Source organism: Stenotrophomonas sp. Ker107b (assembly GCF_053847245.1).
Genome location: NZ_JBSPHX010000003.1, coordinates 200,648 through 216,275 on the forward strand (window position 1 = coordinate 200,648; position 15,628 = coordinate 216,275).

Here is a 15,628-nt window from a genome sequence, read left to right on the forward strand (position 1 = left end):
GGACCCCCCGATCTGGCGGAACCCGCCACACCAGACTTTTGAAGAGAGATCGGAATGAGCAAGAAGAAGGCGATTATCACCGGCATCACCGGCCAGGACGGCGCTTACCTGACCGAGCTGCTGCTGGGCAAGGGTTATGAGGTGTACGGCACGTATCGCCGCACCAGCTCGGTCAATTTCTGGCGCCTTGACGAGCTTGGCGTGACCAAGCACCCGAACCTGCATCTGGTGGAATACGACCTGACCGATCTGGGGACCACGATCTCCATGGTCCAGAAGATCCAGCCGGAAGAAATCTACAACCTGGCCGCGCAGAGTTTTGTGGGTGTGAGCTTCGAGCAGCCCACCACGACCGCCCAGATTACCGGCGTTGGTGCCCTGCATCTGCTGGAGGCCATCCGCCTGATCAACCCGAAGATCCGCTTCTACCAGGCGTCGACCTCGGAGATGTTCGGCAAGGTGCAGGCCATTCCGCAGATCGAGGACACGCCGTTCTATCCGCGCAGCCCGTACGGCGTCGCCAAGCTCTACGCACATTGGATCACGGTCAACTACCGCGAAAGCTACGACATCTTTGGTTCCAGTGGCATTCTGTTCAACCACGAAAGCCCGCTGCGCGGTCGCGAGTTCGTGACCCGCAAGATCACCGACTCGGTGGCCAAGATCAAGTTGGGCCAGCTGGACTGCCTGGAGCTTGGCAATCTCGATGCCAAGCGCGACTGGGGTTTTGCCAAGGAATATGTGGAAGGCATGTGGCGCATGCTGCAGGTCGAGCAGCCCGACACCTTCGTGCTGGCTACCAACCGTACTGAAACCGTGCGCGACTTCGTGCAGATGGCGTTCAAGGGTGCGGGCATCAATGTCGAGTTCCGCGGCAAGGACCAGGACGAGACCGCCGTGGATTCCGCTACCGGCAAGACCGTCATGCGTATCAACGCCAAGTTCCACCGTCCGGCCGAGGTCGATCTGCTTATCGGCAACCCGGAGAAGGCGGAACGCGTGCTTGGCTGGAAGCCGCAGACCACGCTCGAGCAGCTCTGCCAGATGATGGTCGAGGCCGATCTAAAGAGGAACGAACGTGGTTTCTCGTTCTGACCTTGCCGGTAAGCGGGTCCTGATCACTGGAGCGGCCGGGTTTACCGGTCGCTACGTCAGCCGCGAACTGCTGGACCAGGGCTGTCACCTGATTGGGATGGGGGCAGGACCTGCGATGGAGCATGGCGGGCAATCCTCCGGACTGTCCGCTTACGTCCAAGCCGATCTTCGCGATGAGCAGTCCGTTGCACGGGCGGTGGCCGAGAGCCGGCCGGACATTGTTGTCCATCTCGCCGCCATTGCGTTCATCGCGCATGGCGCAGCCGATGACTTCTACAACGTCAACCTGCTGGGTTCGCGCAATCTTCTCCAGGCCATCGCCGATCACGCGCCGGGCGTCGAACGCGTGCTGCTGGCGAGTAGCGCAAATGTGTATGGCAACCTGTCGGAAGGGAAGCTCGACGAGCGGTCGCGGCCTGCACCGGCGAACGACTATGCCGTGAGCAAGCTGGCGATGGAGTACATGGCCAGCCTGTGGACGGGAAAGCTGCCGATCACCGTGGTCCGGCCGTTCAACTATACCGGTGTCGGGCAGAGCGGGAATTTCCTGATACCCAAGATCGTTTCGCACTTCGCGCAGCGCAAGGACGAGATCGAACTCGGAAACCTCGACGTGTCGCGGGATTTTGGCGACGTACGCGCTGTGGCACGGGCCTATCGGTTCCTGCTGCAATCACCCGCTGCGGTGAGCCGTACGGTCAATGTCTGCACGGGTGTGGGCCATTCACTGCAGGAGATCATCTCGATCTGCACGCGTCTGACCGGTCATTCCATGACGGTGCGGGTAAACCCTGCCTTTGTCCGTGCCAACGAAGTAAAGGTCCTGCTGGGCGACAGCACGCAGTTGCTTGAGTTGATCGGCGACTGGCAGGCCCCCACGCTGGAACACACCATCGAGTGGATGTTGGCCGGGGAATAGCCTTGCGTTTCCGCCTGCCCGCAGGCGGAAATCAGCCCGGCGAGAGGTCAGTTGGCCGGCGTTCCTGCAGGGGTTCCGGGAGTGGCGGAAATGTCGAAGAACACGACCTTGCCATCTTCGCGCTCGATATTCGGGCCGTGTCCGAGTGCGGCACTCCACGCGGCCACCTCTGCGGCACCGGAATCGGGATAGCCACGTGTATCTATGTAGACCCCACGGAACCCTTTCCTGCGGATTTCGGCGAGTTGCGCGTCGACCGGCTGTGTTGAAAGCTGTCGGAAATACAGGTCACCTTCGCGCCCCTTCATGCCTGCGTAGCTCCACTTCAGCTGCGTTGAATGGATGAAGCCGGCTGCGAGGCCATAGGTCTGCAGCTCATGCAGCGGCGGCACTTCCGGGAACGGCATATAGGGAAGCTGATACACCGCGGCACCCTCGGGCAGGGCGCGCTCGATGTCGGCGACGAACGACTTGTCCATCGTATAGGCCGCCCGTGTCGCCGGGTCACAGCCGCGACAGGCATTGGGCGTCTGGTCCCAGAAGCCGAATGCAAGAAGGGCCATTGCCGTGATACCGGCGACATAGCGGCGTTGAGAAGCACGCACGCGCGCCAATCCATACTCAACGACCACGACGAGTGCCAGGATGGTACTGAAGGATACGAAGATGCTCGCGCGGTTCCAGCCTCTGATGGAGGGGCTGACCAGGTTGGCAAACAACGAGCCCAGCCCGCCAACGATCATGAAGGCGAGGAGCATGATTGTCGTCGCGCTGAGCAGATTGAGTCGCTCGTCAATAGTCACGCCGGCGAAGCGTGCAAAGAGAACCAGTACAAGAATGCCCAGGCCCGCTGCGCCAAGGAAGCCCAATGCAGCCGTTACGTTCTCGTTGATCAGTGGCGTGGAGCTGTTGTAATGCTGGGCAATGGCGGCCAACTTCTCGGAGCGGTGCGCGCCTTGGGGAAGGACCAGCTGAAGCGGCTTGGTTGCATAGATCTCCGATTCAACAGGCGAACGTGCGGCAACCTCGGCATTCTTCCCATGGGTCCGTTCGTGGACGATGTTGGGCAGGACGTTTGCCAGCGAGCCCAATGCCAGGAAGAACAGGGCAGGTGCGACGATGCCTCGGAGGGGGGGCAGGCAGCCGCGCAGCAGCATCAACCCAGCCGCCGTGCCTATCACGATCATGCCGAAGGCGGTGTAATACACCCCGAAGCAGGACATCACCAGGTACAGCAGCGCCAAGCCCGCCCGACGCTTGTTGCTGGCCTCGAAGAAGTCGAAGTGGCGGGCCTGCGAGACGACTGCGAAGGCGACATAGAAGTACAGCGGAATGACGAAATACCACGTGTAGAAAATGTGACCGAGCCGCAGGAAGTGGAACGGTGCGATGGCAAACACCATCGCTGCGGTGAAGGCCATCGGCCGGGACACAGAGACACTGCGGATCACCAGATGCGCGATGGCGAAATTGACGGCGAACCCAAGCAGATAGAACAGGTTCATCGCAGCGGCGCTGCTGCCGCCCAGCCAGCCCAGCAGTTTGAGGATCAGGAAACTGCCATTGTCGGCGCCGGGATAATCGAGAAACGATGATCCAAACGGGAAGCCGCTGCGTGGATTGTCGAAGACCCAGCCTTCCATGGCCCGCTCGGTCAACCACATGCTGCTGAGCGCATCGCCACTGTACTGATAAGGCATCTGGATATCGGGAAGCAGACCTGCCGGCCACCCGCTCATCGCGATGCTCCCGATCAGGATCGCCACGACTGAACCTATCAGCAGCAGCAGCCGATCATCCACGGCCAACCGGGCCAAGGGAGCCGGTGCGGCCAAGGTCAACGGTGAAACCGGGCAGGACTTGAAAGTGGTGTTCATTCAGGGACGTGGTCGCGTAAGAGCAGGAAGCGGGTAAGCAGGAATGAGACGGGCAGCGTAGCCACGATCGATACGAGCGGGGCAATCGAAACCGGCACCCCAAGCTGATGTACCGAGAGCCGCAGCACCAGCGCGCCAATCACATAGGTGATGAGGTAAATCAAGGGAAATACAGCAAACTTGAGCCAGGTGTGGCGCGCGCGGAACACAAACCGGGTATTCACCGAGTAGCTGATCGCGATTCCGGCGCAGTAGCTGACAAGATAGGCCAGCTGGTAATGCATGACACGCTGGAGCAGCCAGTACAGTGCCAGCGTGGCCAAGGTGTTGATGCCGCCCCCGATCAGGAACCTGATCATTACCGGGAGATGGGGGCGGAGCCGCTGGGGAGGCTGCTGATCAGGCACCCGCGTTGGCCAGCGTTTTGAAGGTGCCGTAATCGCGGATGTACTCATCGGAGTCATAGGACTCCGAAGCGAACACAAGCAGTACCGCATCCTTGGAATACCGGTACTGCGTACCCCAGATCATTGGCGGCAGGTGGATGCCCTGGTCGGGGGAATTGAGTTCCACATCGATCCGGCGCCGCCCGTCATCGGCCAGCACCCGCACGGAGCCCGCCACGCAGACCAGGAATTGATGGCAGCGCTTGTGCGCGTGCTCACCTCGGGTTTCCTGGGTGGGTACGCCATAGACCAGGAAATATCGCTTGGCCTGGAACGGAAGGAAACCGTCGAAGTCGCCCACCGACAATGAGCCGCGCATGTCGGCGAAGCTCGGCATGCGGTACAGCTTGACGCCCGGCACGGCGGTTTCGCTCACGCCCTGACCTCCTGCCTCGGGCGCTTGGGACGCGTCGTCCTTGTCCGAGACATAGCCGACGATACGGGCCGGATTGCCGACGACGATGGCATTGGGCGGGACCGAACGGGTCACCACGGCACCTGCGCCGATCATCGCGCCGCTGCCGATCGTGGTGCCCGCGAGAATCGTGGCGTTCGCGCCGATCGAAGCGCCCGCCTCGACAACGGTGCCAAGGAACTTTTCGGGATACACCTTGCTGCGCGGAAACAGGTCGTTGGTGAACGTTGCATTGGGCCCGATGAACACATCATCGCCGATACGCACGCCGTCCCAGAGCTGAACCCCGCACTTCACCGTGACGCGGTCGCCAATGACTACATCGGATTCGATGAACACGCCATCGCAGATGTTGCACTCTCGGCCGAGGCGCGCGTTCGGGAGTACGTGGGCGAATGCCCAGATGCGGGTGCCTTCGCCAATCTGGTCGCTTTCACACAGGGCGTTGGGATGGACAAAATGACTCACGTGATCTCCTTTCCGAAAAGCTCGACCGATTGTTTGATCGAAAGAGGCCTTGCCTTGGTATTTTCGAAGGCGTGCCATGCGTATGTGCCCACGATGCCCAGCCCGAGGGAATTGAGTGCGCCGAAGAACAGGATCGTCAGCATGGTGCCTGCGTAGCCCGGCACCTGGACGAGACCCGAGATCTTGGCCGCAATGACCAGTACACCCAGAAGCGCGGTGAATGCCAGCGAGACCAGCCCCAGTGCGGTCAGCATCCGCACTGGCAGGTCTGTGAAGGCGAAGACGCTGTCGGACAGGTAGCGAAGCTTCTTGCTCAGCGTCCATGCGCTTTTGCCATGCTGGCGTTCGCGGCGCTGGTAGGTCACGAACTCGCGCGTGCCCCCCAGCCAGAACAGCTGGGCCAGCAAACTGGAGTGCGATTCATTGAGCATCAACAACCGTTCGCGGAATTTCCTGCTGACGGCAAAGATGTCCACGCCACCTTTCGGGATGTCCTTGATCACCAGGCGTCGATAGATGGCCCAGAACAACGTAGAGGCAAACTTGGAGCCCATCGGGTCCTTGCGCGCCTCGCGAACGCCGAAGGCAACATCGTACTGTGCAGCGACAAACCGCTGATAGAAGCTGATGACCAGCTCCGGCGGTTCCTGCAGGTCGGCTGCCATGACAGCGGTGACGTCGGCGCTGCTCAGCTCCAGTCCCGCACGAATGGCCGGAAAGGCGCCGAAATTCCGGGTCAATGCCACCAGCTGGGCCGGGAACGCACAGCCGGGAAGCTTCTCTCGAAGCACCTGGTGGCTGCGGTCAGGACTGCCATCCACCACGAAGATCGCCTCGAACGGCGCCTGCACCGACTGCCGGATGTGTTCCAGTGCCAGCAACAGATCATCGATCGACCCCTCGTTGCGGTAGATCGGGACGACCACCGCGAGAGAGGGCGTGGACATGCTCAGAACCGATTGCATGCGGCAATGACCTGGTCGGCTTCAGCGTCGGTCAGTTCGGGGAAGCAGGGCAGCGTCAGGACGCTGACTGCATCAGCCTCGGTGTTCGGCAGCCGCACGCCATCGAACGCACCCGCATGACACGGTTGGCGGTGATCGCATACCGGGTAATGCACTTCAGTCTGGACGCCTTCGGCCTGCAGGTGCTCACGCAGCGCGTCGCGAGCGCTGCTGCGAACGACATACAGATGGCCCACGTGATCATCACCAGCGGGGCCGCTCACCACGATGCGAGGATTGCGAATGCCGGCTGCGTAGCGGTTGGCGATCTCGCGCCGACGCGTGTTCCAGCCATCCAGCAGCGGCAGCATGTGCAGCAGCATCGCCGCCTGCAGCTCATCCAGGCGGCTGTTACGGCCACCACGGAGGCTGTTGGTGTACTTGGCGGACCAGCCGTACTGACGCAGGCGCGTGGTCGTTTCAGCCAGCTGCGCGTCGTTGGTGACGATGGCGCCGCCGTCGCCCAGTGCACCCAGGTTCTTGGTGGGGTAGAAGCTGAACGAGGCGATGTCGCCGAAGCTGCCGGCGCGCTTGCCATTGCGGGTAGCGCCGTGGGACTGCGCGCAGTCTTCCAGGACGGTGATGCCGCGGCCATGGCAGAGGGTGACGATCGCCTCGATATCGGCCAGCTTGCCGTAAAGGTGGGTGACGATGACCGCTTTCGGTGCAGCGCCCGAGTCGAGGGCGGCCTGCAGCGATTGGATGGACATCAATCCATCATCGACGTTCGTGTCGATGAAGACCGGCGTCGCGTTGCAGGCCAGCACCGCAGACGTACCGTACATCGCGGCGTTGGCCACGACGGCGACCTGGTCACCTTCGGTCACGCCAAGTGCGCGAAGCGAAAGCTCGAGCGCATCGGTCCCGTTGGCAACGCTGATGCAGTGGGCCGCACCGCAATAGCCGGCGAACGCCTGCTCGAATGCTTTCACATTCGGGCCCAGCACGTAATAGCCGCTGGCAATGATGGCGGCTGCGATATCCGACAGTGCATCCTGCAACGGCGCAATGTGGCGGGAAAGGGAGTTGACCGGGATCGTGGACGTCATGTCTTGGGTGCTGTCTTTGGGATTGGGTTGCCGCAGATCACTGCGGTGCGCGACCGTACTGGTCTTCGAATCGAACGATGTCGTCTTCACCGAGGTAGCTGCCGGACTGCACCTCGATAAGCTCCAACGGCAGCTTGCCGGGGTTCTTCAGACGGTGGGTCACACCGAGCGGGATGTACGTGCTCTGGTTCTCGCTGAGCAGAATCACCTCCTCGCCGCGGGTGACTTCGGCGGTGCCGCTGACGACGATCCAGTGCTCGGCACGATGGTGGTGCATCTGCAAGCTCAGCGTGGCGCCGGGCTTGACGGTGATGCGTTTGACCTGGAATCGGGCGCCGTTGTCGATGGAGTCGTAGGCACCCCAGGGACGGTACACCTTTCGGTGTGCGGCCGCTTCGCTACGACCATCGCGCTTGATCTGTGCCACGATCTCCTTGACGTCCTGCACGCGGTCCTTGCGTCCCACGAACACAGCGTCATCGGTCTCCACCACCACCATGTCGTCCAGGCCGACCATGGCGATCAGACGGCTGCCATATGCGTAGCTGTTGCGGCAGTCAACGGCGATCACGTCGCCGTGGCAGGCGTTGCCGGAGACATCCTTGTCCGATACCTCCCACAGCGCGGACCAGGAGCCGACGTCGTTCCATCCGGCATCCAGCGGGACCACAGCGGCATCTGCGGTTTTTTCCATTACGGCATAGTCGATCGAATCGTTCGGGCACGCGGCGAACGCCTCCGCGTCCAGACGGATGAAATCGCTGTCACGCGTAGCCTTGTCCAACGCCGCACGGCTGGCCGCAAGAATGGCGGGCTGCAGGGTCTCCAGTTCCTTGAGGTAACGGGAGGCTTTGAACAGGAACATGCCGCTGTTCCAGAAATACTCGCCGGATCGAACATATTCTTCAGCGGTTTCCGCGTCCGGCTTCTCGACGAAACGTTCCACCGGACGAACACCATCGCCCTTTGCAGCCTTGATATAGCCGTAGCCCGTCTCAGGGGCGGTCGGCACGATGCCGAACGTCACCAGTTGCCCGGTTTGCGCCGCCGCCGCCGCCAGCTTCACCGCCTCATGGAAGGCCTGCTCATGGCGAACGACATGGTCGGACGGCAGAACCAGCAGCAGTGCGTCTTCACTGGTGGTCAAAGCCTGCAATGCAGCAATGGCAATCGCGGGGGCGGTGTTGCGGCCCATCGGCTCCAGTATCAGCGCCTGCGGGGCCGCGTTGCACTCGCGCAACTGCTCGGCGGCCATGAAGCGGTGCTCCTGGTTGGCCACCACGATGGGGGCGGCACCGGCAATCGGCGCGACGCGCTTCCACGTGGCCTGCAGCATCGTGTCGTTGCCGACAAGCGGAAGAAACTGCTTCGGGTAGGCTTCGCGCGACACGGGCCACAGGCGGGTGCCTGAGCCACCGGAAAGGATGACGGGAACGATGGGCAGCATGGGTGCGTCCTGAATCAGTGTTGGGCGGTACTGCCGCCGATCAGGGCGGTCAGTTCGTCGGTGCGGGTGCGTAACAGCGCTGCATCGCCGCGGGTTTCAACGTTGAGGCGCAGCAGCGGTTCGGTATTGGAACTGCGCAGATTGAAGCGCCAGTCCGCGAACTCGGCGCTTACGCCGTCGGTATGGTCCAGCCACGGCGCCTGCGCCTCATAATTGGCCATGACACGGGCCGTGGCCTCCTTGGCATCGTCAACCCGGAAGTTGATTTCGCCGCTGCACGGGAAGGCCCGCATCCGGTCGGCGACCAGGTCGCCCAGGGAGACGCCGCGCTGCGACACAAGTTCGGCGATCAGAAGCCAGGGAATCATCCCTGAATCGCAGTAGGCGAAGTCGCGGAAGTAGTGATGCGCACTCATCTCGCCGCCGTAAACGGCATCCTCCGCACGCATGCGTTCCTTGATGAAGGCATGGCCGGTCTTGCTCATCACAGGTATGCCACCGGCCTGTTCCACCATTTCAACGGTGTTCCAGGTCAGGCGGGGGTCGTGAATGATCTTCCCGCCGGGGTGGCGCTTCAGCAGGGCGGTGGCGAGCAGGCCCACAAGGTAGTAACCCTCGATGAAATCTCCCTGTGAGTCGAAGAAAAAGCATCGGTCGAAGTCACCATCCCATGCGATCCCGAAATCGGCGCGATGCTCGCGCACGGCATTGGCCGTCGCGTCGCGGTTCTCTGGCAGCAGCGGGTTGGGAATGCCGTTGGGGAAGGTGCCGTCGGGCTGGTGTTGGATTCGGATGAATTCGAACGGCAGGTGCGGAGCCAGCTGATCGATGACCATGCCGGCGCCCCCGTTTCCCGCGTTGACGACTATCCTGAGCGGCTTGAGTACGCTGTGTTCAACGTAGCCCAGGAGGTGATTGATATAGGCGCTCTTGTCGGCAGAGTGCTGCACCTGGCCGTGCCCATGGGGCAGGGGCGCATCGCCGGCTGCAAACTCCCGCACGTCGAACAGACCCGTGTCTCCACTGATCGGACGCGACTGTGCACGGACAAGTTTCATCCCGTTGTAATCCATCGGGTTGTGGCTGGCGGTCACCATCACCCCGCCAGCGGCGTTCCGGTGGAAGGTCTGGAAGTAGACCTCCTCAGTACCGCACAACCCAATGTCGATGACGTCGCGGCCGGCAGCATGGAAACCTGCCGTCAGTGCGGTGTGAAGTTCGGGGCTGCTCAGGCGAATGTCGTATCCCAGCACAACGGGACCAGCGCCCAACAGGGCTGCGGTACCCGCACCAATGCGCGTGGCAAGGGCCGGATTCAGTTCTTCCGGCACCCGGCCGCGGATGTCATAAGCCTTGAAGCAGGGAAGCGTCATCAATGCATTCCGTGTTGGGACGACGTTGGATTATAGCGACAGTACCCCCAGGCGATGACGTATGAATGCGGGATCCTGAACCCCGCCGACAATGTCTGCACCGCTGCGCGCCGGTGGGCGCGCAGCAGGGCGTCCGTCGTTATAGCGCCGCTTCCAGCGCGGGAAGCAACGTAAACAGATCCCCCACCAGCCCGATATCGGCGATCTCGAAGATCGGCGAATCCGGGTCCTTGTTGATCGCCACGATGGTGCCGGCGTCCTTGATACCGGTCAGGTGCTGGATCGCGCCGCTGATGCCCACGGCCACGTACAGCTCGGGCGAGATGATCTTGCCGGTCTGACCGACCTGCAGGTCGCTGGGCACGTAGCCGGCGTCGACCGCGGCGCGCGAGGCGCCCACGGCGGCACCGAGCTTGTCGGCCAGCTGGAAGATCACCTTGAAGTTCTCTTCCGAGCCCACGCCACGGCCGCCGGAGACCACGCGCTTGGCGCTCTGCAGGTCCGGGCGGTCGGTCGCGCCAGCGGCCAGGCCGACGAAGCGGGTGTGGGTCGGCAGAGCCGCATCCACGCTGGCCGCTTCCACAGCAGCGCTGCCGCCCTTGGCCGCTTCAGGCCAGGAGGCCGCACGCACGGTCGCCACCACGATCTGGTCGGCCGGCACCTCCACGGTGATGATGGCGTTGCCGGCGTAGATCGGGCGCTTGAAGCTGTGGCTGCCTTCGACGGTCATCAGATCGGAGACCTGGTTGACGCCCAGCAGGGCGGCCACGCACGGCATCAGGTCCTTGCCGAAGGTGGTCGAGGGGCCGAATACGTGGGTGTAGCCGGTGGCCAGCTGCGCGATCTGCGGGGCCAGCACCTGGGCCAGCGCCTGGGCATTGGCGGCGTTGGTCACGGTCAGCACCTTGGCCACGCCGGCCAGCTGGGCGGCCTCGGCAGCCACGGCGGCCGGATCGGCGGCCAGCACCAGCACATCGATGCTGGCGCCGCTGATCGCAGCGGCCGCACTCACGGTCTTGGCGGTGGCGGCGTTGAGCTTGCCATCGTGGTGTTCAGCGACAACGAGGATCTTGGTCATTACAGCAACCCCTTCTGCTTGAGTGCGGCGACCAGTTCGGCCGCGTCCTTGACCATCACGCCCTTGCTGCGCTTGACCGGCGCGGCGTACTGGGTGGTCTTGAAGGTATCGGCGGCGTCCACGCCGAGGTCGGCCAGCTGCAGGGTCTCCAGCGGCTTGGCCTTGGCTTTCATGATGTCCGGCAGCTTGATGAAGCGCGGCTCGTTCAGGCGCAGGTCGGTGGTGACCACGGCCGGCAGATCTACCTCCAGCGTTTCCAGGCCGGCATCGACTTCACGGGTGACCGTGGCCTTGCCATCGGCGATGTCCAGCTTGCTGGCGAAGGTCGCCTGCGGGCGGCCCCACAGCGTGGCCAGCATCTGGCCGGTCTGGTTGGCATCGTCGTCGATGGCCTGCTTGCCCAGGATCACCAGGTCCGGCTGTTCCTTCTCGACCAGCTTGAGCAGCGTGCGCGCGGCGGTGAGCGGCTGGATGGCCTGGTCGGTCACGACATGGATGGCGCGGTTGGCGCCCATGGCCAGGCCGTTACGCAGGTGGGCCTGGGCATCGGCGGGAGCGATGGTGGCAACCACGACCTCGGTGGCGATGCCCTTGTCACGCAGGCGCAGCGCTTCTTCCAGCGCGATTTCATCGAACGGATTTGGGGACAGCTTGACGCCATCGGTAACCACGCCGGAACCGTCCGGCTTGACCTGAATGCGGACGTTGTAGTCCACCACGCGCTTATACGCGACGAGGATTTTCATCTGGAGCTGGATCCTTCAATAACGGGGGAACGTCCGGCTCTGTACTCAGCAACCGGTTCGGGGGTGGGACAGCGATTCTAACTGGCGCAAGGGCACCATGCGAATGCGTATGGTTGTGCTGCAGTGCGTCATGAAATCGACGGAAGACGTCTGCTGTTCACACTGGACGGGCAGTCGTGACGACGGCCGGCATGTATCCTGTTGCGCTGAGCGAGGGCGCCAGCAGGCCCCCTGCACGCATATCGAACAGGAGAACGGGTAGTGCCCACATGGCTTGTCACCGGCGGAGCCGGATTCATTGGCGGTAACTTTGTCCTCGAAGCAGTCGCCAAAGGCGTGCGCGTCATCAACCTGGATGCGCTGACCTACGCGGGCAATCTGAAGACCCTGGCCACGCTGGCCAGCAATCCGGACCATGTGTTCGTCGAGGGCGACATCGGTGACCAGGCGCTTGTTTCCCGTCTGCTTGCCGAGCATCAGCCGGACGCCGTGCTGAACTTCGCCGCCGAAAGCCACGTGGACCGCTCCATCGATGGCCCCGGCGCGTTCATCCAGACCAACGTGGTCGGCACCCTGGCACTGCTGGAAGCCGTGCGCGATTACTGGAAGGCGCTGCCGGCCGACAAGGGCCCTGCGTTCCGTTTCCTGCATGTGTCCACCGACGAGGTGTACGGCACCCTGGGCGAGACCGGCAAGTTCAGCGAAACCACCCCGTATGCGCCCAACTCGCCGTACTCGGCGTCCAAGGCCGCATCGGACCATCTGGTGCGCGCGTTCCACCACACCTATGGGCTGCCGGTGCTGACCACGAACTGCTCCAACAACTATGGTCCGTACCACTTCCCGGAGAAGCTCATTCCGCTGGTGATCGCCAAGGCCCTGGCCGGCGAACTGCTGCCGGTCTATGGCGACGGCAAGCAGGTGCGGGACTGGCTGTTCGTGTCGGACCACTGTGAAGCAATCCGCACCGTGCTGGCCAAGGGAAAGGTGGGCGAGACCTACAACGTCGGTGGCAATTCCGAAAAAGAGAACATCGAAGTGGTGCACGCCGTCTGCGCGTTGCTCGACGCTCGCCGCCCGCGTGAGGATGGCCAGCCGCGCAGCAGCCAGATCACCTACGTCGCCGACCGTCCCGGCCATGATCGGCGATATGCCATCGACGCAAGCAAGCTCAAGGACCAGCTGGGCTGGGAGCCGAAGTACACCTTCGAGCAGGGAATCGGTTTCACGGTTGACTGGTATCTGGACAACCAGGAATGGGTCAACGGCGTGCTCGACGGCAGCTACCGCCTGCAGCGAATCGGTACCTCCGCCTGAGGGCGGGGCACAACCAGACTGAGGAATACGACATGACTCAACGCAAGGGCATCATCCTCGCGGGTGGTTCGGGTACGCGCCTGTATCCGATCACCAAGGGCGTCAGCAAGCAGCTGCTGCCCGTGTACGACAAGCCGATGATCTATTACCCGCTCAGCGTGCTGATGCTGGCCGGGATCCGCGAAGTCCTGATCATCAATACCCCGCACGAACAGGCGCTGTTCCAGCAATTGCTTGGCGACGGCTCTCAGTGGGGCATGGACATCCAGTATGCCGTGCAGCCCAGTCCCGATGGCCTGGCGCAGGCCTATCTGATCGGTCGCGACTTCGTGGGTGGCAAGCCGAGCTGTCTGGTGCTGGGTGACAACATTTTCCATGGCACCGGATTCCAGGATGTATTGAAGCGCGCCGATTCACGGGACGCCGGCGCCACTGTCTTCGGTTACTGGGTCAATGACCCCGAGCGATACGGCGTGGCCGAATTCGACAAGGACGGGCGGGTTGTCGGCCTGGTGGAGAAGCCTGCGCAGCCGCGTTCGAATTACGCCGTGACGGGTCTCTACTTCTATGACGGCAACGCCAGTGACTACGCTGCCGAGCTCAAGCCCTCGCCGCGAGGCGAGCTTGAGATCACCGATCTCAACCAGCGCTACCTCGATGAAGGGAGTCTGCACCTTGAGGCGCTGGGCCGCGGCTATGCCTGGCTCGATACCGGCACGCACCAGTCCCTGCTCGAAGCGTCCAACTTCATCGAAACGATCCAGACACGCCAGGGCCTCCAGGTCTGCTGCCCTGAGGAAATCGCGTTCGCCAAAGGTTGGATCCGTGCCGACCAGTTCGAAGCGTTGGCTGCGCCGTTGCTGAAGAATGGCTATGGGCAGTATCTACAGAAGCTGCTGGAGCGAGGCGTGGTGCAGTGAAGGTAACGGAGACAGGCCTCCCCGGATGCGTGGTCATCGAACCAACTGTCTTCGAGGACGGGCGCGGCTTTTTCTATGAAACCTGGAACGCCGAGCGCTTCGAGCGGATGGGGCTGCCGGGCCGGTTCGTGCAGAACAACCTATCGCGGTCCAGTCGAGGCGTGCTGAGAGGGCTTCACTACCAGTGGCCGCGGCCGCAGGGCAAGCTCGTCAGCGTGCTCGAAGGCGAAGTATATGACGTGGCGGTCGACATACGGCGCGGCTCGCCGACCTTCGGTCGCTGGGAGGCATTCATTCTCAGCAGTGCCAATCGTCGTCAACTCTGGTTGCCGCCTGGCTTCGCGCACGGTTTCGCCGTGCTGTCCGACAGTGCGCTGTTCAACTACCTGTGCACGGACGTCTATGTCCAGGAAGGCGATGCCGGGATTCGCTGGGATGATGCCGACGTGGCGGTTGACTGGCCGGTGGGCGCTCCGATCCTGTCGGCGAAGGACGAGCGAGCGCCTTTCCTTGCCGATGTTCCCGAGGCCCGTCTGCCGGTCTATACACCGTGACAATCCTGCTGCTGGGGGCCAATGGCCAGCTTGGACGCGAACTGCTGCGCTCGCTTTCTGCCATGGGCGACGTGGTTGCCGCCACCCGTACCGGCACGCTGTACGACGGACGCAGCTGCGAGGCCGTTGATCTCGATGCGCCAGCGGTAGTGAGTGCCTTGCTTGACCGGTGCCAACCTGGCATCGTGGTCAACGCGGCTGCGTATACGGCCGTCGATCGTGCCGAGGAAGAGCCCGAGGCGGCCTTCCGGGTCAACGCGGAGGCGCCTGGCGTCATGGCCCGTTGGTGCGGGGTGCGGGACGTACCGTTCGTTCACTACTCCACCGACTATGTTTTCGGCGGGCAGGCCACGACGCCGTACCGTGAAGATGCGCCGACCGCGCCTCTGGGCGTCTATGGAGCCAGCAAGCGTGATGGCGAGAACGCCGTTCGCGCGGCAGGCGGCCGCCATCTCATCTTCCGCACCGCGTGGGTACATTCGGCCCACGGAAACAATTTCCTGCTTACCATGCTTCGGCTTGCGGCACGCCAGGAGGTCCTGACGGTTGTTTGCGACCAGGTCGGTGCGCCGACCCCTGCCGCGCTGGTGGCTGACATCACTGCCCGCGCCCTGCAGCATCCAGGCCGGCATGCCGGTACATGGCATCTTGCTTCGGCGGGGCAGACATCGTGGTATGGCTTTGCCGAGGCGATTTTCGCCGAGGCAAAGGCCATCGGCCTCCTCGCCGAACTGCCGGTTGTCACCCCGGTGACCAGTTCGGCCTTCGCCACCGCAGCCCGGCGCCCTGCCTGGTCTGTATTGGATACGGAAAAGCTCCAGCGCGATTTCAATGTGCAACTGCCTGACTGGAAAGAAGGCATGCGCCATGTCTTGGCAGAGCTGCGGCGCCTGGCCATCCAAAGATGACCGCGCTGCGGT

Annotated in this window: 15 protein-coding genes; 6 read left to right on the forward strand and 9 right to left on the reverse strand. The window is 62.9% G+C overall.

Going from position 1 to position 15,628, the window contains the following annotated elements:
* The first annotated feature begins 54 nt into the window (after positions 1-54).
* Together gmd and ACWV8V_RS16190 are read left to right on the forward strand one after the other, a co-directional pair.
* Complete coding sequence (gene gmd / locus ACWV8V_RS16185; protein ID WP_259261756.1) at positions 55-1,095, forward strand: GDP-mannose 4,6-dehydratase; 1,041 nt, start codon at positions 55-57, stop codon at positions 1,093-1,095.
* Positions 1,079-2,014: an NAD-dependent epimerase/dehydratase family protein gene (locus ACWV8V_RS16190; RefSeq protein WP_455900224.1), complete on the forward strand. Its 936-nt coding sequence runs from the start codon at positions 1,079-1,081 to the stop codon at positions 2,012-2,014. Before gmd ends, ACWV8V_RS16190 begins: the two co-directional genes overlap by 17 nt.
* 47 nt (positions 2,015-2,061) lie before the next feature.
* Here ACWV8V_RS16190 and ACWV8V_RS16195 read toward each other — a convergent pair whose 3' ends face one another.
* The 9 genes from ACWV8V_RS16195 to ACWV8V_RS16235 form a co-directional block, all read right to left on the reverse strand.
* Positions 2,062-3,891: a sugar translocase gene (locus ACWV8V_RS16195; RefSeq protein WP_259261758.1), complete on the reverse strand. Its 1,830-nt coding sequence runs from the start codon at positions 3,889-3,891 to the stop codon at positions 2,062-2,064.
* Positions 3,888-4,250: a GtrA family protein gene (locus ACWV8V_RS16200; protein WP_259261759.1), complete on the reverse strand. Its 363-nt coding sequence runs from the start codon at positions 4,248-4,250 to the stop codon at positions 3,888-3,890. Before ACWV8V_RS16200 ends, ACWV8V_RS16195 begins: the two co-directional genes overlap by 4 nt.
* Positions 4,251-4,290: 40 nt before the next feature.
* Positions 4,291-5,220 (reverse strand): WxcM-like domain-containing protein, encoded by a 930-nt coding sequence (locus ACWV8V_RS16205; RefSeq protein ID WP_259261895.1) that lies wholly within the window; start codon positions 5,218-5,220, stop codon positions 4,291-4,293.
* On the reverse strand, positions 5,217-6,185 hold the full coding sequence (locus ACWV8V_RS16210) for a glycosyltransferase family 2 protein (RefSeq protein WP_259261760.1): 969 nt from the start codon (positions 6,183-6,185) through the stop codon (positions 5,217-5,219). Before ACWV8V_RS16210 ends, ACWV8V_RS16205 begins: the two co-directional genes overlap by 4 nt.
* Positions 6,170-7,273 carry a DegT/DnrJ/EryC1/StrS family aminotransferase gene (locus ACWV8V_RS16215; protein ID WP_259261761.1) on the reverse strand — a complete coding sequence of 368 codons (1,104 nt, stop codon included), beginning with the start codon at positions 7,271-7,273 and terminating at the stop codon, positions 6,170-6,172. Before ACWV8V_RS16215 ends, ACWV8V_RS16210 begins: the two co-directional genes overlap by 16 nt.
* A 37-nt stretch (positions 7,274-7,310) precedes the next feature.
* Complete coding sequence (locus tag ACWV8V_RS16220; RefSeq protein ID WP_259261762.1) at positions 7,311-8,720, reverse strand: mannose-1-phosphate guanylyltransferase/mannose-6-phosphate isomerase; 1,410 nt, start codon at positions 8,718-8,720, stop codon at positions 7,311-7,313.
* Between the two features lie 14 nt (positions 8,721-8,734).
* Positions 8,735-10,093: a phosphohexomutase domain-containing protein gene (locus ACWV8V_RS16225; RefSeq protein WP_259261763.1), complete on the reverse strand. Its 1,359-nt coding sequence runs from the start codon at positions 10,091-10,093 to the stop codon at positions 8,735-8,737.
* A gap of 139 nt (positions 10,094-10,232) precedes the next feature.
* On the reverse strand, positions 10,233-11,171 hold the full coding sequence (locus tag ACWV8V_RS16230; RefSeq protein WP_259261764.1) for an electron transfer flavoprotein subunit alpha/FixB family protein: 939 nt from the start codon (positions 11,169-11,171) through the stop codon (positions 10,233-10,235).
* Positions 11,171-11,917 (reverse strand): electron transfer flavoprotein subunit beta/FixA family protein, encoded by a 747-nt coding sequence (locus tag ACWV8V_RS16235; RefSeq protein WP_121042567.1) that lies wholly within the window; start codon positions 11,915-11,917, stop codon positions 11,171-11,173. The genes ACWV8V_RS16230 and ACWV8V_RS16235 overlap by 1 nt, the downstream gene beginning before the upstream one ends.
* Positions 11,918-12,178: 261 nt before the next feature.
* Here ACWV8V_RS16235 and rfbB point away from each other — a divergent pair, with 261 nt between their 5' ends.
* From rfbB to rfbD, 4 genes are read left to right on the forward strand one after another with little or no spacing between them, the layout of a single operon-like run.
* Complete coding sequence (gene rfbB / locus ACWV8V_RS16240) at positions 12,179-13,234, forward strand: dTDP-glucose 4,6-dehydratase (protein WP_259261765.1); 1,056 nt, start codon at positions 12,179-12,181, stop codon at positions 13,232-13,234.
* Between the two features lie 32 nt (positions 13,235-13,266).
* Positions 13,267-14,154 carry a glucose-1-phosphate thymidylyltransferase RfbA gene (gene rfbA / locus ACWV8V_RS16245; protein ID WP_259261766.1) on the forward strand — a complete coding sequence of 296 codons (888 nt, stop codon included), beginning with the start codon at positions 13,267-13,269 and terminating at the stop codon, positions 14,152-14,154.
* Complete coding sequence (gene rfbC / locus ACWV8V_RS16250) at positions 14,151-14,708, forward strand: dTDP-4-dehydrorhamnose 3,5-epimerase (protein ID WP_259261767.1); 558 nt, start codon at positions 14,151-14,153, stop codon at positions 14,706-14,708. Before rfbA ends, rfbC begins: the two co-directional genes overlap by 4 nt.
* Positions 14,705-15,616: a dTDP-4-dehydrorhamnose reductase gene (gene rfbD / locus ACWV8V_RS16255; RefSeq protein ID WP_259261768.1), complete on the forward strand. Its 912-nt coding sequence runs from the start codon at positions 14,705-14,707 to the stop codon at positions 15,614-15,616. Before rfbC ends, rfbD begins: the two co-directional genes overlap by 4 nt.
* The last annotated feature ends 12 nt before the right edge of the window (positions 15,617-15,628 follow it).

Excerpts from the sequence above, each read along its gene's own strand:
- ACWV8V_RS16225 (WP_259261763.1), bottom strand. The coding sequence starts at position 10,093 with ATGACGCTTCCCTGCTTCAAGGCTTATGACATCCGCGGCCGGGTGCCG.
- ACWV8V_RS16210 (WP_259261760.1), bottom strand. The coding sequence starts at position 6,185 with ATGCAATCGGTTCTGAGCATGTCCACGCCCTCTCTCGCGGTGGTCGTC.
- ACWV8V_RS16200 (WP_259261759.1), bottom strand. The coding sequence starts at position 4,250 with ATGATCAGGTTCCTGATCGGGGGCGGCATCAACACCTTGGCCACGCTG.
- ACWV8V_RS16220 (WP_259261762.1), bottom strand. The coding sequence starts at position 8,720 with ATGCTGCCCATCGTTCCCGTCATCCTTTCCGGTGGCTCAGGCACCCGC.
- ACWV8V_RS16235 (WP_121042567.1), bottom strand. The coding sequence starts at position 11,917 with ATGAAAATCCTCGTCGCGTATAAGCGCGTGGTGGACTACAACGTCCGC.
- ACWV8V_RS16215 (WP_259261761.1), bottom strand. The coding sequence starts at position 7,273 with ATGACGTCCACGATCCCGGTCAACTCCCTTTCCCGCCACATTGCGCCG.
- gmd (WP_259261756.1), top strand. The coding sequence starts at position 55 with ATGAGCAAGAAGAAGGCGATTATCACCGGCATCACCGGCCAGGACGGC.
- rfbA (WP_259261766.1), top strand. The coding sequence starts at position 13,267 with ATGACTCAACGCAAGGGCATCATCCTCGCGGGTGGTTCGGGTACGCGC.
- ACWV8V_RS16230 (WP_259261764.1), bottom strand. The coding sequence starts at position 11,171 with ATGACCAAGATCCTCGTTGTCGCTGAACACCACGATGGCAAGCTCAAC.
- ACWV8V_RS16195 (WP_259261758.1), bottom strand. The coding sequence starts at position 3,891 with ATGAACACCACTTTCAAGTCCTGCCCGGTTTCACCGTTGACCTTGGCC.